Here is a 20,794-nt window from a genome sequence, read left to right on the forward strand (position 1 = left end):
AGGATTTTTACCATAGAATCTCGTATATAAATAGTGGAGGGGTTCTATGAAAAAAATAATTCTAGTTTTATTTTTATTATGTTTGTTTTATGGACGTTTTGAGTATGTAGATTTAAGTAAGTATGGAAGTACAATAAAAAAGATTGAGGTGAAAGGAGAAGTAGAGAAGCCAGGAGTTTATACAACGGATGTTCATGCCAGTATTAAAGAAATTCTAGCATTGGCTGGAGGAGTAAAGGAAAATGGGGATACTTCTCATTTAAACCTTACAGAAGATATTGTAAATCATGGTGTTATAGTTGTGAAAGAAAAAGCCACTAAGAAGCTTGTCTCTATCAATTCTGCTTCACTAGAAGAACTTGATACACTTTCTGGAATTGGTCCAGCAGTAGCTAGTAGAATCATTGCATATCGTACACTTCATCCATTTCTTACACTTGAACAATTGAAAGAAGTAAAAGGAATAGGAGATAAGTTATATGATAAGTTGAAGGATGATATTGCCCTATGAAAAACACATGGCTATTGATAGGACTGATCTGGTTGTTTTCAAAATGGATTCCATATACAGCACTTCTTGTAGTGTTCTTACTTTGTATGACACTGTTTTATTTAAAGCACTATAAAATTCACATTGTATTCTTTATATGTATCATCCTTGTTTTTCTGCAGTGTTGTGGAACTTCACAACACCCAAAGCCAGTTTCAAAGATCGTACAAATAAAAGAAATAAAAGCAAATTATGTAATCGCATCTACTGGTGATTATAAGGTTGTACTGTATGGAGTTGATCAAATGAATTTTGATGATGTCATTGAAGTAAAAGGTGAATATCAATATATTCAAACAATACATAATATTCAACAATTTAGTTTTGAGAAATGGTTGAATCGAAAATCGATTTATTATCAAATGAACGTGAAGACTTACAAGGTTATACAAGCAGGAACAGGCATACGTTCTACGCTTTATCAGCGTATCTCAATGTTTCAGAATAAAGATGTTGTGGAATGGATAAAATCCTTATTGTATGGCATCCACGAGGACGATGTGTCCTTTTTTGTGACATCAAGTGGTATGCACATCGCATTCTTGATGTATCTCTTACAGAAGGCTCTACAGCGTAAGTTATCCAAACGTAGTGCAAGTTTTATTGTCTTTCTTGGTGTTGGGGGTATTGCGTATTGCACTTTACTTTCATCCACCCTGATACGAATCCTTTGTTTTTCTTTGGTCTCGTATTTATTCCACAATTCATCTAGATACGATACATTAGGAATAAGTATGTGCTTTGTGCTTTTGTTGTTTCCCTATATGGCTTATGAAGTTGCATTCTTATTGCCAGTTGGATTTCGTCTTTTGTCCTTGTTTAACATTCAAAAAAGGAATGCTATGATCAGTTCACTATGCTTTATGATTCCTTTTCAATTGCATTTTTTTCACAGTTTTAACCCAATACAGATTCTTTCATTCCGTATCTTTCGTACAATCTACGCCATGTTGTATTTGTTGGCATGGGGAATGGTATTATTTCCTGTGAAAGGATTATTAGATATTTCGATGCATTTGTATGAAATCGTAAGGACTTTGGAATCGTGGGGGTGGAATGTATATTTTACACCTAATATCTTTTGGTTATTGTTATGGATTTATTATTTTATGAAGTATTTAAGTTATCGCAAGAATGACTTAAAAATATTATGTATGTTGTTGGCTTTTATTCCATGCGCACCATATATAGATCCTTTTGGAGAAATCTATATGCTAGATGTAGGGCAAGGAGATTGTACACTAATCACACTGCCATTTCATCAAGGCACCATGTTAATTGATGTGATGGGAAGCTTATATAAAGATATACCGAAAGACATCATTGTTCCACTACTGAAGGACAAAGGAATACATGCAATCGATAAAGTGATTATCACCCATGAGGATTATGATCATAGTGGAGGGTTAAAACAATTACAGGATTTAATTCCAGTGAAAGAAATAATTCGTACTAAACAGAAAGAAACATCACTAGGAAATCTTCGCATTCCTTTTATCATAGAGAACTATGAAGGTAAAGATGCGAATGAAAATAGTATCGTGACATATCTAGAAGTGTTTGGTATTTCAGCTTTGTTTATGGGGGATGTTGGAATAGAGGGGGAAAGAGAATTGTTAAAACAATATCCCAATATGGAAGTGGATATATTAAAGGTAGGACATCATGGAAGCAACACGTCTTCTTCGATTGAATTCTTGCATCAAATACGTCCGCAAATCGCTTTAATATCTGCTGGAAGAAACAATCGTTATCATCATCCAAGTACACAAACCCTTGAAAGAATGCGCTTTGAGAATATATATCCACTTATTACTTCGAAAAATGGTGCTGTTTCTATAAAATTTTGTAAATATTTCGCTTTTTATAGGACGGCAGACAATGAATTTGGTATAATAAACAACAGGTGATAAGAATGAACTATATACTGCATGGAGAAGAACAGTTTCGATTACAAGAAGCATTGCGTAAAATTGTACAATCGTATATGGAACAAGGTGATGAAATGAACACCATTGTTTATGACGCGCTGAAAAGTGATGTTCATGTGTTGTTAGAGGATGCGCAAACAATACCGTTTTTTTCGCAGCATAAAGTAATCCTTATCCAAAATGCGAACTTTTTAACTACGAGTGATGATACAGGATGGGACTTGGTTCCTCTAGAAGCATATTTGAACGATCCATTAGAATCTACAGTTCTCATATTTATCACAACTACGGATAAGTTGGATGCTCGCAAAAAAATCGTTAAAAAAATGAAAGAAACATGTAAGGTCATGGTGTTTTCTAAAGTAGACGATCAAGAAAAAATACGGTATGCAAATGAACAGATTACAAAACGTAATTTGGTACTTGATTATGCGGCAAAAGAGTTGTTAATGTTACGATTACCTAATGATATACGTTCCATTCAAAACGAACTAGCTAAACTTGAACTGTTTGGAGGAACGATTACACGGGAAATCGTAGAAGACCTTGTGACGCGTCCGATTGAAGAGGATGTATTCCAATTGGTGAATGCAGTTGTGGACAAGGATTTAAAGAAAGCATTTCATGTGTGGGCAGATATGCAAGTCTTAAATAAAGATGCAATCTTTTTGATTGCTACATTAGCTTCGCAGTTTCGCTTACTTTATCAGGTACGAGTCTTAATGGATGAGGGTAGGCAAAAGGATGATATTGTTTCTATCACCAATGCACATCCATATCGTGTGCAACTTAGTATGAATACAGCAAAGCGTTTAACGGCTAGGGAACTGTTATCTATACTTGAACGTCTAGCTACTTTGGATCAACAAATTAAAAGTGGTCTTATGAAAAAAGAAATCGGATTTGAAATGTTTTTATTAAGTCTTAGAGGAGAAGAATGTAAATGAAGTCATTAAAAGAATTGTATCGTGTAGGACCTGGTCCGTCCTCATCACACACGCTGGGACCACAAAGAGCAGCAGCTTTATTCAAAGAAAAGTTTCATCATGCACATCATTATGAAGCAGAACTATATGGTTCATTGTCCTTGACAGGGAAAGGACATTTAACAGACTATATCATCATCGAAACTATGAAACCAAAAGATTGCATGGTTTTATTCAAAGCGAAAGATAACTTAAAACATCCGAATACGATGAAATTATTAGCATACAATGATAATAATGATATCTTAGGTGAATGGACTATTTATTCAGTTGGTGGTGGTGCAATACAAATTGAGGGAGAAGACAGCAAAGAGGGAAAAGATGTCTATCCTCATCATACATTAAAAGATATAGAAGAGTATTGTACATCTCATAATTGGGAATTGTGGCAGTATATTAATATGTTTGATCCATTGGATGATTATATGGACATGATTATGACACAGATGATAGCTACTGTAGATAGTGGATTATCAAAAGAAGGAACACTACCTGGTACTTTGAAATTAGATCGTGTAGCGAAAGATTTGAAATATAAAGCAGAACATAATAAAAGCGCTATTGAAAAAGAAAAGATGTTGTTATGTGCATATGCATATGCGGCCTGTGAGGAAAATGCATCAGGATGTACGACTGTAACGGCACCTACTCTTGGAAGTAGTGGAATCATACCAGCTTTAATCTATTATCATCACAAAGATTTAGGCTATTCAAAGGAATGTATTCGTAATGGCTTAAAGGTTGCGGGATTATTTGGCAACTTAATAAAAGAAAATGCTACGATTTCTGGTGCACAAGGTGGATGTCAGGCAGAGATTGGTGCTGCTGTAGCTATGGGAGCAGCGATGTCAGCCTATTTTAGAGGTCTTCCTACTGCGCAAATAGAATATGCAGCAGAGATAGGAATCGAGCATCATCTTGGACTTACATGCGACCCTGTAGGTGGCTATGTAATGATTCCATGTATTGAACGAAATGCGGTTGGTGTTTTACGTGCACTTGATTCAGCATTATTGGCTCAAAATATTAGTGAGCTAAGAGGACACAAAGTATCCTTTGATATGGTGGTTCATACAATGAATTATACTGGTAAGAAAATACCAATCGAACTACGTGAAACATCTCTTGGAGGATTAGCGACTATCGTGCCTAATACGTAAATCACATACTTTTGATAAGCAAAAACAGTCCTTTTGTAAGGGCTGTTTTTGTTTTGCTTATATAAGGATGTTCGTCATTTATGCTTTCCTTAATAGATTAAAAAAGAAGTAGGTTATTGTTACACTCCTATCAAATGATTATATGTTTAATAGGAATTGATTGTGGTGCGTGGTACTATTTTATTTGAAGAAATGTTTCCATGAAATATGAAAATGGAAGAATCATGTATATACAAAAATTGGAAAAATATTATCATCAAAACATATAGTATATTTTGTATAATTTCGATATGATATGGGAAGTACGTTTTATTATTGTGACACATATGATTTAAATAAATTTACATTTATAAAGGGGAGATCACATAAATATTTTGATTATAATTATTCTTACCAGTCCATGTAATTGTATAAAAGTCTTTATTTTATTAGGTTTTTTTGTTCTTTCAATCTTGTCACATGGCTTCGTCAGACAACATTGAATGGGAATGCTTTGTTTATCGAAAAACGCGAGGCTATAATGTAGGTGAAAGGAGTAGCAGAGCAAAATAGGAACAGAAGTAACATGGGAAGACTAATGTAAAATGTTGTAAAAACTTATGAGAGGAGAATGAAAATGGAAAACAGTTCTAGCTTTAAAATTAAGATTCAAAAGTTTGGCGCTACATTGTCAGCAATGGTTATGCCAAATATTCCAGCATTTATTGCTTGGGGTATCTTAACAGCTTTATTTATTCCGACTGGTTGGGCACCAAATGAAGATTTAAATAATCTTGTTGGACCTACCTTAAAATTCCTGATGCCAATCTTGATTGGTTATACAGGTGGTTATAACGTTTATGGGAAACGAGGAGGGGTTGCTGGTGCAATCGCTACAATCGGTGTTGTAATCGGTGCTGAAATCACCATGTTAATTGGTGGTATGGTGATGGGACCTCTTGGTGCAATCATCATTAAATACGTCGACAAGGCATTAGAAGGTCATATCAAAACTGGTCTTGAAATGCTTGTCAATAACTTTACATTAGGTATTATAGGGGCTCTTATTATGGTTGCAGGATATTGGGTAGTAACTCCAATATTTGATGCCATCTTAAGTGTAATTTCTTCAGGAGTACAATGGACAGTAGATAACAACTTATTGCCATTTGCATCCATCTTTGTGCCACCTGCACAAGTATTGTTCCTAAACAACGCCGTAAACCACGGCATTATGATTCCACTAGGTGTAGAACAAGCAGCCGAGACAGGTAAATCTATTCTATTCTTGGTAGAAGCAAATGGTGGTATGTGGTCTGGCTTAGTATTAGCATATTGTATCTTCGCTAAAGGTGAAGACAAATCATCCGCTTATTCTGCACTTCCTATCATGGTATTTGGTGGTATCGGTGAGGTAGCATTCCCTTATGCGTTAATGCACCCATCAACACTATTAGGACCAATCGTTGGTAACACTTTTGCAATCTTTGTATTACAAATGTTTGATGGAGGAACAGTGGCAGCTGTTTCACCAGGTAGTATTATTGCCCTCGTGCTAATGTCTCCAAAAGATAGTATGTTTATCAATGTGGTAGCTTATCTTGGAGCAGCAGCAATCTCTTGTGTCATCGCTGGTTTCTTCTTGATGCGTATTTACAAAAATACAAAACCTGAATTAGAAATGGCTGGCGCTGGTGCAGTATCAGGTGGTAGTGCAAGCTCAATTACTGCTACAGGTACAATTACTAAGTTAAGTGATTTCCGTATGATGAATGAGATTCCTAAGAATGTAAAGAAAATTGTCGTTGCTTGTGATGCTGGTATGGGTTCAAGTACGATGGGAACTTCTTTATTAAAGAGTAAAGTTTCAAAAGCAATGCTGAACGTAGAGGTAAAACATAATTCTGTTGCCGAAATTGATGCAGATGCAGATGTTGTAATTACAAGTGATCCATTATTTGATCGCGCTGTTAGTTCATGTCCTAACAAAAATGCAGCCATCATTGGTTTTGATAACCTAATGAATAAAGATGGTTATGACATGGTCATTAACGAAATCAAAAAGAATGTATAAAACGTGATAGAAACATTGATTGGGAAAGGTGTTATCATCTTTCCCAATATGTTACATAAGGAGGTCGCAAAATGCAGGATATACTTAATGGGAAAAATATCGTTTTAAATGCGAGGATACAGGATATGAGTGAAGCGATACAGAAGAGTGGTGAAGTATTGCTTAACAATGGTTATATCACTCCTGAATATATCGATGATATGTTAAAAAAAGAAGAAATTTGCCCTTCTTATATAGGTATGAATATTGCGATTCCTCATGGCTTCAGTCATTCTGAAACTATGATCAAACGCTCAGGAGTAAGTTTCATTCAAGTACCACAAGGCTTTCAAACAAGTCGGGGAGAAACCGTGTATCTTGTATTTGGCATTGCTGGTAATAATGATGAACATATCAATGTTTTAGGGAAAATAGCATTGATATGTTCGGAAGACGAAAATGTGGAGCGTTTAAAAAATGCAAAAACAACGGAAGAGGTCTTCAATATTTTAAACTTAAATGATGAGTAAACATGAGGAGGATAGGTTATGGAAACAGCGGTACATTTTGGCGCAGGGGCTATCGGTAGAGGATTACTTGGAGATTTATTGTATGAGAGTGGATACCAAATTGTATTTGTAGATACGATGCAAAAATTGATTGATCAAATCAATGAGACAAATAGCTTTACTTTAATTGAGATGGAATTAGGAAACCATCGCAAAGTGATTGACCATGTACAAGCACTTCATTCTATTGACGAAAGTGATAAGGTAATTGATGTTATTGCGGAAGCGCTCATCCTTACCACTAGTGTAAGAGTAGAAAATTTAAAAAGAATTGCTCCAGTGATTGGAAAAGGATTGTTGAAACGTTTGGAAAAAGGGGTTCGTCCTATCGATATCCTTGCGTTTGAAAATGCATATCGTGCAAGTGATACATTAAAGGAAGAAATCCTAAAATGTACACCAGAGTTAAACGAAGAAACCATTGGAAAGGTAGCTTGCTTTGCAAATACAATTACAGATCGTGTGGTTATGAATATCGAAGAAGATGGAAAAAGTATCATACAAGTCGGAGATACCTTTGAAGCAGCTATTGAACAAGATCGTTTATATGATCCGACTTCGAAACCAATTAAGGATGGTTCCTATACAAATAATATAAATCTTGCTTTAGATCGTAAATTGTTTGTGGTAAATGGTGGTCATTGTGCATGTGGATATCTTGGAAATCTACGTGGATATACAATTATGATGGATGGTTTTACAGATCCAGAGGTATACAAAGAAGTACGTGATCAAATGTGTGAAGTAGGGAAGATGTTAAGTAAAAAACACAATATTGATTATGCGGAACTTGCTGAGTATATTGAATTTGCATTGGAACGATATTTGTCTAGTAAAAATACAGATTATGTTGTTCGTGTATGCCGTAATCCAATTCGTAAGCTTCATCCCAATGATCGTTTATCAGGACCTGCTATACAAGCAATGCAGTTAGGGATGCCATATCAAAACATTGCTAGAGCAATTGCAGCTGCCTTTACATTTGATAGTTTGGAAGATGAAGAATCACAACAGATTCAAGACTTTATCCGCAACGAAGGAATTGAAAAAGCGATTACCAACTTTACAACAATTCCATCAGATACAGATTTATTTGCATGTATCTTACAGTATTATAAGGACTTTAAAAAATAGGAGGATAATTGTATGAAATTACAAATAGCATTAGATGAAGTAAGTGTTGAAGAAGGTATGAAACTCTGTGAGGAATTAAGAAACTATATCGATATCATCGAAATAGGTACACCCTTTGTTATACGAGAAGGTACAAAAGCAGTAGAGTTATTTGCAAAAGCTTTTCCTGAAAAAGAAATTTTAGCAGATCTTAAAATTATGGATGCAGGAGATTATGAATCACAGCTTGCATTTGATGCAAATGCGGAATATGCAACTGTTCTTGCTGTTACGGATTTATTAACAATTAAGGGTTGTGTGGACGCTGCCAATCGCTACAACAAACAATGTGTGGTAGACTTAATTTGTGAACAAGATTTCCCTAGCAAAATCAAAGCATTAGAAGAAATCGGTGTACATGTAATTGCTGTGCATACTGGAGCTGATCAACAACATGCAGGTAGAACACCACTTGAAGATTTAACAGAGGTAAAATCCTTGGTAAAAAATGCAAAAGTTGCTGTGGCTGGTGGTATCAATAGCTCAACGATTGAAAAGTATGTAGCATTAAAACCAGATATCATCATTGTAGGTTCTGGAATTTGTAATCATGCAAATCCTTTGGAAGAAGCTAAACGAATTAAAGAAAAAATGTGCTAGGTGAAGGAATATGAATACAAGTGAGAGTATTGTTGGAATAGGACAAGAACTTGCAACCTATGCAACACATATAAAAGAAGAAGAATTAGATACGGCTATCTCAATGTTATTAAAAGCGAAACGGATTTTTGTTGGAGGGAGCGGTCGTTCAGGTTTTGTCGCAAGAGCATTCGCCAATCGTATGATGCATTTGGGACTTACAATGTATGTTGTAGGGGAGACAACGACACCATCGATCCGTAAGGATGATGTCCTATTTATTATTTCTGGTTCTGGTAATACCGCAAGTCATGTAAACAATGCATTCCTTGCTAATAAGGAAGGAGCAAAGGTGATTACCATAACAATTTTCCCACAAAATAAGATTGGTAGTGTGGCAGATGCTTGTGTTGTACTACCAGGTAAAACGGATAAAATAGAAGATGAAAATCAAAGCGAAAGCTTACAGCCAGCTGGAAATATGTTTGAACAACTTTCTTGGTTGACTTGTGATGCAATTGCTATGAGTATTCAAAAAGAACGTCACCAAACACAAGAACAAATGCATTATCGTCACGCTAATATGGAATAAAAAGAAAGAGGGAATACAAATGGAGAAGAACAACACAACGAAAATTAAAAAAAGAGGAAACTTTTATGTTACTAAGATCATTCCAAGTACATTTACCATTCGCGGTGTTTATTTTGATACGAAGTATGAAAAAATGATGAAAATTAAAGATCGTCAAACCTATGTGTGGTTTTCTATCTTTGCAGTTTTGGAAGGATTACTTCGACCATATATATTTGAAATTGTTCTTGGCTTAGGCATTAGCATTGTAATTGCCAATGTGCTGTTCTACTTCATGTTTATCAATACAAAAGAACGAGTGAATATCAAACTTCAAGAAAGCGAATTCTATGAAGTAGCTAAGAAAAAACATAAAGTTTGGCAACAAGCACTCACTATGTCATTGGTATTTGTATGCTTAACACGTTTGATTATTTTTGTTCAACCAGGTGTTGTTAGTAGTGAACGTGTCATGATTGTATATGGTATGGCACTTACCTTATGTTTGTTATGTATTTCGTTTTGGATTTATTATGGAAAAATCAAAAATATGAATCCACATCAAATAAAAAGGACTAGAAAGAAAAAAGTAACAAAAAAACAAAAGAAGATGAAATATATCCAATAAATATTGGATATTTCATGTTTATCATGGGGATGTTAGGCAATTGGGTTGAAAGGAGACGAATATGGAACATTGTATATACTCTCGGAGGCTTTTACAAATCATGGATATTATTTCATGTGGTGATGATTACATCTCTATCGGTGATGTAGCTAAAAAACTACATGTCAGTAACCGTACAATCATTCGTGAGCTAAAAGATACAGATTATATTTTCTCCCAATTTGATTTAACCTTAACATCCAAAAAAGGTTTTGGTTATAAAATCATTGGAGAACAGGAGAAGAAAAAAGAATTTATCAACTATATACAGGATGAATTAAAACATCTTGTGGCCAATAGTCCTGAACTTCGTAGAGAGCGTTTGTTGTTGGAATGTTTACAACGAAGATCCATTGATAAACTTAGTTACTTCGCCTATTTGTTCAATGTTTCAGAAGGAACCATCAGCAACGATTTAAAAACTATTGAAGAATGGTTACATAATCAAAATTTAACGATTAAACGAGGCGTTTCATCAGGGATTGAGGTTGTGGGAAGTGAAGAGGATATCCATCGCGCAAAGGCGAATTTTCTTCATGCTCAATTGGTGAAGGAAAATGTAGAAGAGTATATTCATAACAATACGAATTTTGATGAATTGGAATATTTCAATCGTCATAACGATGATGAAAATAGCATTATGAACCTTTTAAATAAAGAGATTTTATATTCTGTAATTACAACCCTAAAAGATATTAGTGTAATACTACTCAATAATATTACGAGAAGTTCTTACTTAGGACTTATTATTCATATGACGATAGCTATTGATCGTATCAAAAAAGGTGAAACTATTGAAATGGCACAACATATCTTTGAGAAACTTCGTAAAGATCCATTGTTTCCACTTTCAAAAGAGTTCGCACATTATTTTGAAATGTCACAAAATATTGTGTTTCCAGATGAAGAAGTTGCCTATATTTTAATGCATTTAAAAGGTACACGTATTCGAGTACCTATGCAAGAAGTAGCGGAAATGGACGATGTAAAGGATGAACACGAGTGTACACAAATAGTAGAACAATTAATATTAAACTTTAGTAAATTGGTGGATTATGATTATACGGAAGATGAAGACTTGTTCGCTGGTTTGATGGCACATCTAAAACCAGCACTCAATCGTATCTCTTATGATTTAAGTATACGAAATCCACTCTTAGACCAGATAAAAGATCAGTTTAATGAAATGTTCGAACTTACAAAAAAGACATGTGGCTTCATTAAAGATACCAAAGGAAATAGTATTTCTGATCATGAAATTGGATATCTTACGCTTCATTTTGGAGCTGCTGTAGAACGTTCCAAAGCTCTTATGCAAAATGAAAACAAACTCAATATAGGTGTTGTTTGTTCTAGTGGGGTAGGGATTAGTGTTCTATTGGTATCTACCTTAAAAAGCAACTTTCATCAACTAGGTGAAGTAGTGGCACTTTCTATAGAACAATTAGAACATTTATATGAGTACAAGGATTTAGATGCGATTGTCACAACCCTCACAATCGATAAAGAAATATCACTCCCATATGTTCAAGTGAACCCTCTTCTAGAAGAAGAGGATATTTCCAATCTCAATCGTTTATTTAATCAAATTAAAGCTGAAAAACGCGTAAAAAATATTCAAGCTTTCAATGATGATAAACATCGTGAAAGTCTCGATGTTTCGCTGTTTGAAGAGGCACGTTTAATACAATTTATGTTTCCACTTACAAAGGGACAATTGATACATAATATTGTACGTATTCTTGATGAACCAACATCCATACGTAAGGAATGTGTCAAAGCCATTATGGAACGAGAAAAATTAGGAGAAGTATATTTAGAAGAGAAAGAGTTTGTGTTATTCCACTCAAGTATTGCTTCTATTCATAGACCCTATATTATTTTCTTCCGTTTCCAAAATGGAGCGCAGATAAGCGATTTTAAAGAAAAAATATCCGTTGGTTTAATGATTTTGATTCCAAAACCAGCGAAAAAAATTGAACGTATAACACTTGGTAATATATCTTATCAAATATTACAAGATGAAACATTATTGCACGTTATTCGTTCAGCTAAAGAAAAAGAAATCATCCAATATTTAAAAGATACTATGAAGGAGGATCAATTATGAAACGCTTTATATTAAATGAAACTAGTTATCATGGTTATGGTGCGATAGAAGGTATTATCTTAGAAATAAAGCAACGCAACTTTAAAAAGGCTTTGATTGTTACAGATGAAGATTTAGTAAAGTTCAAAGTGATCAATAAGGTTACAGATTTAATGGATAAAGAAGGTTTTCCTTATGTCGTATATGATGGTGTAAAAGCGAACCCAACTGTAGATATGGTGAAGGAAGGGGTAGCGATATTTGCACAAAATGCATGTGATTACCTGATTGCTATAGGAGGGGGTTCCCCACAGGATACAGCAAAGGGGATTGGTATCATTACCAACAATCCTGAATTTGGTGATGTTCTTAGTTTAGAGGGAACAGCTGAAACAAAACATAAAAGTGTTCCAATGATAGCGGTAGCGACAACGGCAGGTACTGCAGCTGAAACTACGATCAACTATGTTATCACAGATACAGAAAAACGCCGAAAATTTGTATGTGTAGATCCACATGATATTCCTGTTGTAGCGGTTGTAGACCCTGATATGATGAGTAGTATGCCTAAGGGATTAAGTGCGGCTACTGGTATGGATGCTCTTACACATGCAATTGAAGGGTATATTACAAAAGATGCATGGGAATTATCGGATACCCTGAATCTAAAGGCAATTGAACTTATTGCGAAACATTTAGGAAAGGCATGTGAAAATGATCCAGTTGCTAGAGAGGCGATGGCACTTGGACAATATATGACAGGGATGGCATTCTCAAATGTTGGGTTAGGTATTGTACATAGTATGGCTCATGCTTTAGGTGCGTATTATAATACTCCTCATGGTATTGCGAATGCTGTATTACTTCCTTATGTTATGGAGTTTAACAAAGATGCTACAAACGAAAAATACCGTGATATTGCATATGCTATGGGAGTGGAAAATTGTCAAACTATGGATAGTGATACTTATCGTAAGGTAGCCATCAAAGCTGTGAAAGAATTATCTGCTTCCATTGGTATACCACAAACGCTATCTGAAATTAATGTGTTAGAAAGTGACTTGAAAGAATTAAGCGAATTGGCTTATAAAGATGTATGCACTGGAGGGAATCCAAGAGAATGCAGTGTTGCGGATATCCTTGCTATTTATCAAAGTGCGATGGGAAAGTAGGGGAATACTATGCAAAAATTTGTAAATGATGCAAGTCAAGTAGTGGAAGATATGTTGAAAGGGTTTGTTGATGCCCATGAGTATATTGCCTTGTCGAAATCCAATCCTAAAGTTGTGTATTATAAAGATGAACCTCAAGGCAAAGTTGGACTTGTAAGTGGGGGTGGCAGTGGACATGAACCTGCTTTCCTTGGTTATGTAGGAAAACACATGCTAGATGCTGTGGCGGTAGGGGAAGTGTTTTCTTCTCCAACAGCAGTTGCATTTCATGATGCTTTTCTACATGCAGACAAAGGCGCAGGAGTAGCTTGCTTATTTGGAAATTATGCAGGAGACAACATGAATGTTAAGATGGCGATCGACATGGCAGATGATGACGATGTGTGCGTGAAATATGTTGTTGCTTGTGATGATATTTCATCATCTCCAAAAGAAACAAAAGAAAAAAGACATGGTATAGCGGGTGGCATGTTGATGTGGAAGATTGCAGGGGCAAAAGCAGCGATGGGTGCTGATTTAGATGAAGTGATTCGTATAGCTCAAAAGAGTGTTGATGCAACACGAAGCATATGTGTAGGCTTATCTGCTTGTACAATTCCTGCTGTGGGTCATCCTAACTTTCATATAAAAGAAGGATGCTATGAATTTGGAATTGGACATCATGGTGAACCTGGGATGGATGTACGTGCTATATGTAGTGCCCATACGATTGTAAATGAAATGATGGACAAGCTTCATGAAGATATGCCATTACAAAAGGGCGATGAAGTTGCTGTGATAGTTTCGGGGTTAGGTAGTACACCACTTATGGAACAATACATTTTATATGGAGAAGCGAGTGCTTATTTAAAAAATAAGGGTATAAAAATATACGAACCTTTTGTTGGGAATTATGTAACTTCACTAGATATGAATGGCGCAGCCATTACCATATTAAAACTTGATAATGAATTAAAAGAATTGTTGGATTATGAAGCGAAATGTCCAGCATTTACAAAATAGGGAGAGGTACGATATGAGTGTAAAACAATATACAAATGCAATAGTAGATGAATTAAAATATAATGCACAATATTTAGAAGATACACAATTGACAAAACTAGTGGATGCTATTCAAGAAGCAAGGCATATTTTCACTGCAGGAGCTGGTCGCTCTGGTGTAGCTATGAAGGGTTTTACGAATCGTTTGATGCACTTAGGGTTATCGATTAGTATGTTTGGAGAGATTTCCTCTCCTCATTCTCATGCAGGAGATTTACTGATTATTGGTTCAGGGTCAGGAACAACAGAAAGTTTAGTTGCTCTCGCTACAAAAGCAAAAAAAGCAAAAGTCAAAATTGCTTTATTTACGATGGACGATGAATCACCAATTGCTCAAATGGCAGATGTGGTAGTTGTGCTTCCTGGAGTTTCACCAAAGTTGGCTCACAAAGGGATTACTTTAACATCCATACAACCTATGGGAAGTGCGTTTGAACAAATGTCATTTCTCACATATGATGGAGTTATTCTAGAACTTATGGAACGTATGCATGAGACAACAGAAACAATGTTTCCAAGACATTGTGATTTTGAGTAATTATAATATCAATTTATATGCAAAACCCACCCTATGAAGTTAAGGTGGGTTTCATTTCATTTATAAGCCTTTTTCCAGAATATAAGAGCGCATCTGTTCAAGTGTATGAATGACTTTGATATTATGTACATCACACAAGTCTTGAATATGTTTTTCAAAGGGGCGATCTGTGATAATAACATCGATATGATCATTTGCTAATTCAAGGTAAGGGAAACTTTTCCCTATTTTTTTATGATCAAGTAGCACGATGGTATAATCAGCATTTTCATAGAAAGCTGTTTTTAATTCTGCTTCATTATGATCATAATTGAATATTCCTTTTTCCGGATGAAAACCAGGGGAAGAAATAAATGCATATTTCGCATGAAATTTACAGATATAATCCACAGTACCAAATCCATAAATACTTGTACGTTGGAGTTGATAAGAGCCACAAGTGATTTGAGAGTTAATCGTATCATTTGCTGCTAGGATTTTCGCATTATCTACTCCATAAGTGAGTACAGATAGGTGCTTTAATTCCACCATTTCACGAGCAAGACAAAAACAAGTACTACCGCTATCCAAGAAAACACTATCACCATCGTGAATCAGTTTAATGGCAAGTTGCGCAATTTTGCGTTTTTCATCTATATTTTCTTTTTTTCGAAAACTAAAAGGCCAATCTACTGTATCAGGATTCACAAAGGAAGCTCCACCTCGTGTACGTTTTAGTGAACCTTCTTTGGAAAGTTGAGCTAGATCACGCCGTATGGTTGGCTCGCTTACAAAGATAGCTCTTGCAAGCTTTTCTACACTCATATAATGTTGTTGTTCTAAGAGTTCAAGAATCTTTTTTCTACGCTCATCGCTTATCATAAGAGACTCCTTTCGATGTTGATCAATACTACCTTTATTATAAGCGAAAACTTCGTTTAATCAAAGAAATTGATTGAAATATGATAAATATTCATCTTTTTTTGATCATTTGTCATCATTTCCGCCATCTATTTACTTTATAAAGCGAAATGATAAACTGAACCCATAGAGAGGTGTTGTATATGAAAACAAAAGCAGTGCGTTTGTATGGAGCAAATGACATTCGATTAGAAGAATTTGAATTACCAAGTATTCAAGAGGACGAAATCCTTGTGAAGGTTATGAGTGATAGTTTATGTATGTCAACCTACAAAGAAGTGACACAAGGTGCAGAACATATCCGAGTACCAAACGATGTAAACAAACATCCAGTAATCATTGGACATGAGTTCTCTGGAGATATCGTGGAAGTAGGCAAGATGTGGCAGAAAGAGTATCATGCTGGAAAGCGATTTGCTTTGTTGCCTGGAATACCAGATCAAATGGAAGCACCAGGTTATTCGTATGAATATCTTGGAGGGGATTGTACCTATGCAATCGTACCGAGAGATGTCATCGAAAAGAAGTGTTTCTTTGAATTGGAACTAGACAGTTATTTTGAGGTATCTGTAGTAGAACCACTATATTGTGTGATTGGTGGTTACAATGCCAACATACATACTGTATCAGGTACGCATCAACCAGTTTATTCTAACAAGGCAGATGGTAATTTAATTATTCTTGGAGGATGTGGACCGATGGGAATTATGGCAATCAATTATGCACTTGCTAAAGAAGGAAAACCAAAACGTGTGGTTGTAACAGATATAGATGATATTAAATTAAAACGTACACAACGTCTAATTGATGAAGAATACGCAAAGAAGTGCGGAGTGGAATTATATTATATTGATACATCTAAGGTTGAAAATGAAATCGATGAATTGATGGGGATTACACAAGGGGAAGGATATCATGATGTCTTTGTGTATACACCAATCAAATCCGTATCAGAAACAGGAAATGCAATTCTAGCATTTGATGGATGTATGAATTTGTTTGCTGGACCTGCGGATAAGACTTTCAGTGCCACAATGAACTTATATGATTGCCATTATCGCAATACAAAAATTATCGGTTCTAGCGGAGGATTACGTGAAGATTTTGTAGAATCATTAGAATTGATTCGTGAGAAGAAAGTAAATCCAGCACTCATGATTACGCATATTGGAGGAATTGATAGCGTTGTAGAAGCGACAACACAATTACCTAAGATTCCAGGTGCTAAAAAACTTATTTATACACAAATTGATTTGCCACTTACTTCTATCGATGAATTTGAAGAATTAGCAGAAGAGAGTGAAATGTTCAAACAATTATATGAGTGTTGTGAAAGACACAATGGTTTATGGAATCCTGAAGCAGAAAAGATTTTATTATCTCATTTAATGAAATAAATAGAAAGGAAACTCATTATGAAATTTGGAGTAGATACATTTATTTGGAGTGAAGTATTTTCCAAAAAAGATTTATGGGTGATTCAAAAAGCGGATGAACTTGGATTTAAAGTCATCGATATTGCGATTGCACACCCTGAAACATTTCCAACAGAAGAAGTAATCAATGAATTAGCAAAAACGAAGTTAGAAGTAGTTACGACAACAACCTTAGGTGCAGATACGAATTTGATATCAGAAGATGCTTCTATACGTAGAGCGGGAATTGCGTCCCTTAAAACTCTAGTGGATATCAATAAGGCCTTAGGATCTAACATCCTTGGTGGTGTAAATTATGCTGGATGGGGTTGCTTAAGTGGGAAACCAAGAACTGAGATAGAGTGGAAACATTCTGTGGAAGCGATGCGAGAAGTCGCTCAATATGCAAAAGAAACATATCCAGAATTACGTATTTGTGTAGAACCAGTCAATCGATTTGAAACACATTTTATCAACACTGCAGAAGATGGAGTTCAATATTGTAAGGATGTTGGTACTGGTAATATGGGTGTCCATTTGGACTGTTTCCATATGATACGAGAAGAAACAAGCTATCGTGAAGCGGTACAAACATGTGGAAAAGAATATCTTGGTTATGTTCATGTTTGTGAAAATAATCGAGGAATTCCAGGTACTGGATTGGTACCATGGGTGGAGTTCTTCACAGCTCTTCATGACATTGGTTACAACGGACCATGTGTAATTGAATCTTTTGATCCAAGCTTTGAAGAGTTGAATGCAAATTGTGCAATTTGGCGTAAATTTGCGGATACAGGAGAAGAATTGGCAGTACAAGGTCTTGCGAACCTTACCAAAATTGCAGATGAACTAGGTTACTAGAAAGAAAAGAGGAGGAATGTAACAATGTTAGTAAACATGAAACAGATTTTAGAAGAAGCAGAAAAAGGGCAATATGCGATTGGATGTATCAACACACCAAACTTAGAAACATTAAGAGCGGTCGTAGATGCAGCAGAAGAATTAAACGTACCAATTATCATAGACCATGCACAAGTACATGATCCATTGATTCCAATTGAGTCCATTGGGCCACAAATGGTAGCTTATGCAAAACAAGCGAAAGTTCCAGTGTGTGTACATTTGGATCATGGTAGTGATTACAACTTTGTAATGCGTGCCATTCGTTGTGGCTTTAGTAGTATTATGTATGACTTAAGTGCTCTGCCATTTGAAGAGAATATGGCAAAACTAAAAGAGTTTACAAAGATTGCTCATGATTTAGATATCACAGTAGAAGCAGAATTAGGGATAATGACAAGTACAGAAGAAGATTCACATGGTGGTGAAGTTGTTGGATGGACACATGAAACAATCAAGAAGACATTTACAGATCCAAAACAAGCTGCACAGTTTGCAGAAGAAACAGGAGTGGATGCACTTGCTGTATGTTTCGGTACAGCGCATGGAATTTATGCAGAACCACCACTACTAGATATTGAACGTGTAAAAGAAATTCGTAAGTTGATGCCAAAAGATTCACGTGTGGTAATGCATGGAGGAAGTGGAGTTGATGATGATCAAGTGCGTGCAGCAATTAGCGCAGGATGTTCAAAAGTTAACTACTACAGTTATATGGCAACCGCATGTAGCAAACATATTCAAGAATACTTAAATGAACGAGATGGAAAAGCCTTCTGGCACGAAGTAGAAGAAGAAAGTTATACATTCATGAAAGAATACGCAAAACAAGTATTATCTGTATTCAAGAATGGGAAATAAGTAGGTACCTATATGAATGTATATGTAATGGATAGTTATGACGATATGAGCGAAAAAGCTTTTACCATTGTCAAAGAATTTATCACAAACAAACCAAACGCAGTATTAGGTTTATCCACTGGTGGAACACCTATTGGATTATATGAAAAGATGATTGAAGATTATAAAAACCAAGGGACAAGCTATGCAAACTGTATATCTTACAACTTGGATGAATACGTAGAAATTGATCCGAAACATCCAGAATCCTATGTATCCTTTATGCATCGTACACTTTTTGATCACATTGATTTAAAACCTGAAAATATTCATATGCCTTCTGGCAGTACTCAAGGCGATTGTGATGCATATGAACAAGCATTGAAAAGCACAACGCTTGATTTACAAATCTTAGGAATTGGTTCTAATGGACATATTGGGTTTAATGAACCAGGAACACCATTCGATATGGAAACACATATCGTAGCATTAACGGAAAGTACACGTAAAGATAATGCACGCTTCTTTGATAACGATATGAAACAAGTGCCACATCATGCGATGTCTATGGGAATTGCCTCTATTATGCGCTCTAAGAAAATCATCTTACTCGCTAGTGGAGAAAACAAAGCTGATGCAATTGCCCAACTTGTAAATGGTATAAAATCAGAAGCATGTCCAGCAACCGCCCTGCAAGCACATGATGATGTAACTGTTATTGTTGATAAAAGTGCTGGCTCAAAACTATAAGGAGAAAAAAAGAATGGCAAAATTATTTGATATCATGGGAAACTTCCCATTTAAAGTAGAAGACAAGAAACCAATGTTGATTCGTAAACAAGATTATTCCACTGCTTTATATCCGCCCAATAACGCATTTACATCGGATAACACATTTACGATGGTAACTACAGATACCTTTATGCTTGGTATTTATGAATTAGGTCCAGGCGGTGTATTTGCACCATTGGATATTCATCCAGGAGATGAATCCTATTATATCTTAAATGGTCCTGTACTACAGCGTAGTGGAAATGGGCAGTTTGCGTATTTGGAAACTGGAGAAGGTTTGTTCATGCCAGAAGGAGCGTGGCATTGTTGTCATAACTTCTCAAATGAAAAAGCAAGAATCCTATATTTCATCACACCAAAGGCATGGAGTGAACAAATTCCACCAGCAGTCATTCCAAGCGATGAAGAAACAAAATTCTATAAAGGGCCAAACAATGAGAACTTGCCAGATATGCGTGATAAAATCCAAGATATCTCTCGTCAAGGTTGTACAGATGATATTGGTTCATGGCCTGTAGATCCAAGTGAAGCTAGAAAAACAGGTGCAGTATATGCGGTACGTGATTTTGAAAAACTCAACAATGTACATGGTACAAAGCATCCAATGCTCATGCGTTTTATCACAAGTAATGATTATGGTCATTTTGGAGAGTTTATATTACCAGCAGGTGGATATGGGCCAAGATGTTCCGACCCTGATACACATGAGGGAGATGCTGCAATATATTGTGTTGAAGGTCCAGTGACTGTTAATCTTGTGGATTTAGAAGAAAGCTTTGTCTTAGAATGTGAAGATACCTTCTTTATTCCAGCAGGTGTTAAATATCAGTTAGTAAACTTTGAAAATCATCCTGTGAAAACGGTATTCGCAATTACGAAGCTGTAGGTG

At 35.6% G+C, this 20,794-nt stretch carries 20 protein-coding genes; 19 read left to right on the forward strand and 1 reads right to left on the reverse strand.

All coding sequences use genetic code 11. The features are described 5' to 3' along the window. Positions 1-46 precede the first annotated feature (46 nt). From ACWG42_RS08625 to hxlB (ACWG42_RS08690), 14 genes are all read left to right on the forward strand, one after another. Positions 47-511, forward strand: coding sequence for a helix-hairpin-helix domain-containing protein (locus ACWG42_RS08625; RefSeq protein WP_455791580.1), 465 nt, complete (start codon positions 47-49; stop codon positions 509-511). Then, positions 508-2,460 (forward strand): MBL fold metallo-hydrolase, encoded by a 1,953-nt coding sequence (locus ACWG42_RS08630; protein WP_455791582.1) that lies wholly within the window; start codon positions 508-510, stop codon positions 2,458-2,460. Before ACWG42_RS08625 ends, ACWG42_RS08630 begins: the two co-directional genes overlap by 4 nt. 5 nt (positions 2,461-2,465) lie before the next feature. Continuing rightward, the gene (gene holA, locus ACWG42_RS08635) at positions 2,466-3,428 is read left to right on the forward strand and encodes a DNA polymerase III subunit delta (RefSeq protein ID WP_455791584.1); all 963 of its coding nucleotides are present in this window, start codon (positions 2,466-2,468) and stop codon (positions 3,426-3,428) included. Further along, positions 3,425-4,627: an L-serine ammonia-lyase, iron-sulfur-dependent, subunit alpha gene (locus ACWG42_RS08640; RefSeq protein ID WP_455791586.1), complete on the forward strand. Its 1,203-nt coding sequence runs from the start codon at positions 3,425-3,427 to the stop codon at positions 4,625-4,627. Before holA ends, ACWG42_RS08640 begins: the two co-directional genes overlap by 4 nt. A gap of 616 nt (positions 4,628-5,243) precedes the next feature. Beyond that, the gene (locus ACWG42_RS08645; protein ID WP_455791588.1) at positions 5,244-6,680 is read left to right on the forward strand and encodes a PTS transporter subunit EIIC; all 1,437 of its coding nucleotides are present in this window, start codon (positions 5,244-5,246) and stop codon (positions 6,678-6,680) included. 71 nt (positions 6,681-6,751) lie between these two features. Beyond that, positions 6,752-7,189 (forward strand): PTS sugar transporter subunit IIA, encoded by a 438-nt coding sequence (locus tag ACWG42_RS08650; protein WP_455791589.1) that lies wholly within the window; start codon positions 6,752-6,754, stop codon positions 7,187-7,189. Positions 7,190-7,207: 18 nt separating this feature from the next. Further along, a complete protein-coding gene (locus tag ACWG42_RS08655; protein ID WP_455791591.1) occupies positions 7,208-8,362 on the forward strand; it encodes a mannitol dehydrogenase family protein in 1,155 nt (384 codons plus the stop codon). 12 nt (positions 8,363-8,374) lie between these two features. After that, entirely contained in the window at positions 8,375-9,001 is a 627-nt protein-coding gene (hxlA, locus tag ACWG42_RS08660) for a 3-hexulose-6-phosphate synthase (RefSeq protein WP_455791592.1), read from the forward strand. 10 nt (positions 9,002-9,011) lie between these two features. Beyond that, positions 9,012-9,572: a 6-phospho-3-hexuloisomerase gene (gene hxlB, locus ACWG42_RS08665; RefSeq protein WP_455791594.1), complete on the forward strand. Its 561-nt coding sequence runs from the start codon at positions 9,012-9,014 to the stop codon at positions 9,570-9,572. A 19-nt stretch (positions 9,573-9,591) separates the two neighbouring features. After that, the gene (locus tag ACWG42_RS08670) at positions 9,592-10,179 is read left to right on the forward strand and encodes a hypothetical protein (protein ID WP_455791596.1); all 588 of its coding nucleotides are present in this window, start codon (positions 9,592-9,594) and stop codon (positions 10,177-10,179) included. 100 nt (positions 10,180-10,279) lie between these two features. Further along, entirely contained in the window at positions 10,280-12,328 is a 2,049-nt protein-coding gene (locus ACWG42_RS08675) for a BglG family transcription antiterminator (RefSeq protein ID WP_455791598.1), read from the forward strand. Next, positions 12,325-13,479 carry a lactaldehyde reductase gene (gene fucO, locus ACWG42_RS08680; RefSeq protein ID WP_455791600.1) on the forward strand — a complete coding sequence of 385 codons (1,155 nt, stop codon included), beginning with the start codon at positions 12,325-12,327 and terminating at the stop codon, positions 13,477-13,479. Before ACWG42_RS08675 ends, fucO begins: the two co-directional genes overlap by 4 nt. A 9-nt stretch (positions 13,480-13,488) precedes the next feature. Further along, positions 13,489-14,481, forward strand: a complete 993-nt coding sequence (locus tag ACWG42_RS08685; protein ID WP_455791601.1) for a dihydroxyacetone kinase subunit DhaK — start codon at positions 13,489-13,491, stop codon at positions 14,479-14,481. 13 nt (positions 14,482-14,494) lie between these two features. Beyond that, entirely contained in the window at positions 14,495-15,058 is a 564-nt protein-coding gene (gene hxlB, locus ACWG42_RS08690; RefSeq protein ID WP_455791603.1) for a 6-phospho-3-hexuloisomerase, read from the forward strand. 60 nt (positions 15,059-15,118) lie between these two features. On the opposite strand, the gene ACWG42_RS08695 is transcribed toward hxlB (ACWG42_RS08690), so the two are convergent. Further along, positions 15,119-15,919, reverse strand: coding sequence for a DeoR/GlpR family DNA-binding transcription regulator (locus ACWG42_RS08695; protein WP_455791604.1), 801 nt, complete (start codon positions 15,917-15,919; stop codon positions 15,119-15,121). Positions 15,920-16,101: 182 nt separating this feature from the next. Here ACWG42_RS08695 and ACWG42_RS08700 point away from each other — a divergent pair, with 182 nt between their 5' ends. Genes ACWG42_RS08700 through ACWG42_RS08720 form a run of 5 tightly spaced genes read left to right on the forward strand, consistent with a single transcriptional unit; the run spans position 16,102 to position 20,791 of the window. Beyond that, positions 16,102-17,355, forward strand: coding sequence for a zinc-binding dehydrogenase (locus ACWG42_RS08700; RefSeq protein WP_455791606.1), 1,254 nt, complete (start codon positions 16,102-16,104; stop codon positions 17,353-17,355). An 18-nt stretch (positions 17,356-17,373) separates the two neighbouring features. Beyond that, positions 17,374-18,234 carry a sugar phosphate isomerase/epimerase family protein gene (locus ACWG42_RS08705; protein WP_455791607.1) on the forward strand — a complete coding sequence of 287 codons (861 nt, stop codon included), beginning with the start codon at positions 17,374-17,376 and terminating at the stop codon, positions 18,232-18,234. Positions 18,235-18,258: 24 nt separating this feature from the next. Further along, positions 18,259-19,134: a class II fructose-bisphosphate aldolase gene (locus tag ACWG42_RS08710; protein ID WP_455791609.1), complete on the forward strand. Its 876-nt coding sequence runs from the start codon at positions 18,259-18,261 to the stop codon at positions 19,132-19,134. A gap of 12 nt (positions 19,135-19,146) precedes the next feature. After that, positions 19,147-19,863: a glucosamine-6-phosphate deaminase gene (nagB, locus tag ACWG42_RS08715; protein ID WP_455791610.1), complete on the forward strand. Its 717-nt coding sequence runs from the start codon at positions 19,147-19,149 to the stop codon at positions 19,861-19,863. Positions 19,864-19,876: 13 nt separating this feature from the next. After that, positions 19,877-20,791, forward strand: a complete 915-nt coding sequence (locus tag ACWG42_RS08720) for a cupin domain-containing protein (protein ID WP_455791611.1) — start codon at positions 19,877-19,879, stop codon at positions 20,789-20,791. The last annotated feature ends 3 nt before the right edge of the window (positions 20,792-20,794 follow it).

The organism is Amedibacillus sp. YH-ame10 (assembly GCF_053848885.1).

What these genes read in the sequence shown, in the direction of transcription:
- ACWG42_RS08625 (WP_455791580.1), top strand. Translation starts at nt 47, where the DNA reads ATGAAAAAAATAATTCTAGTTTTATTTTTATTATGTTTGTTTTATGGA.
- ACWG42_RS08630 (WP_455791582.1), top strand. Translation starts at nt 508, where the DNA reads ATGAAAAACACATGGCTATTGATAGGACTGATCTGGTTGTTTTCAAAA.
- holA (WP_455791584.1), top strand. Translation starts at nt 2,466, where the DNA reads ATGAACTATATACTGCATGGAGAAGAACAGTTTCGATTACAAGAAGCA.
- ACWG42_RS08640 (WP_455791586.1), top strand. Translation starts at nt 3,425, where the DNA reads ATGAAGTCATTAAAAGAATTGTATCGTGTAGGACCTGGTCCGTCCTCA.
- ACWG42_RS08645 (WP_455791588.1), top strand. Translation starts at nt 5,244, where the DNA reads ATGGAAAACAGTTCTAGCTTTAAAATTAAGATTCAAAAGTTTGGCGCT.
- ACWG42_RS08650 (WP_455791589.1), top strand. Translation starts at nt 6,752, where the DNA reads ATGCAGGATATACTTAATGGGAAAAATATCGTTTTAAATGCGAGGATA.
- ACWG42_RS08655 (WP_455791591.1), top strand. Translation starts at nt 7,208, where the DNA reads ATGGAAACAGCGGTACATTTTGGCGCAGGGGCTATCGGTAGAGGATTA.
- hxlA (WP_455791592.1), top strand. Translation starts at nt 8,375, where the DNA reads ATGAAATTACAAATAGCATTAGATGAAGTAAGTGTTGAAGAAGGTATG.
- hxlB (WP_455791594.1), top strand. Translation starts at nt 9,012, where the DNA reads ATGAATACAAGTGAGAGTATTGTTGGAATAGGACAAGAACTTGCAACC.
- ACWG42_RS08670 (WP_455791596.1), top strand. Translation starts at nt 9,592, where the DNA reads ATGGAGAAGAACAACACAACGAAAATTAAAAAAAGAGGAAACTTTTAT.
- ACWG42_RS08675 (WP_455791598.1), top strand. Translation starts at nt 10,280, where the DNA reads ATGGATATTATTTCATGTGGTGATGATTACATCTCTATCGGTGATGTA.
- fucO (WP_455791600.1), top strand. Translation starts at nt 12,325, where the DNA reads ATGAAACGCTTTATATTAAATGAAACTAGTTATCATGGTTATGGTGCG.
- ACWG42_RS08685 (WP_455791601.1), top strand. Translation starts at nt 13,489, where the DNA reads ATGCAAAAATTTGTAAATGATGCAAGTCAAGTAGTGGAAGATATGTTG.
- hxlB (WP_455791603.1), top strand. Translation starts at nt 14,495, where the DNA reads ATGAGTGTAAAACAATATACAAATGCAATAGTAGATGAATTAAAATAT.
- ACWG42_RS08695 (WP_455791604.1), bottom strand. Translation starts at nt 15,919, where the DNA reads ATGATAAGCGATGAGCGTAGAAAAAAGATTCTTGAACTCTTAGAACAA.
- ACWG42_RS08700 (WP_455791606.1), top strand. Translation starts at nt 16,102, where the DNA reads ATGAAAACAAAAGCAGTGCGTTTGTATGGAGCAAATGACATTCGATTA.
- ACWG42_RS08705 (WP_455791607.1), top strand. Translation starts at nt 17,374, where the DNA reads ATGAAATTTGGAGTAGATACATTTATTTGGAGTGAAGTATTTTCCAAA.
- ACWG42_RS08710 (WP_455791609.1), top strand. Translation starts at nt 18,259, where the DNA reads ATGTTAGTAAACATGAAACAGATTTTAGAAGAAGCAGAAAAAGGGCAA.
- nagB (WP_455791610.1), top strand. Translation starts at nt 19,147, where the DNA reads ATGAATGTATATGTAATGGATAGTTATGACGATATGAGCGAAAAAGCT.
- ACWG42_RS08720 (WP_455791611.1), top strand. Translation starts at nt 19,877, where the DNA reads ATGGCAAAATTATTTGATATCATGGGAAACTTCCCATTTAAAGTAGAA.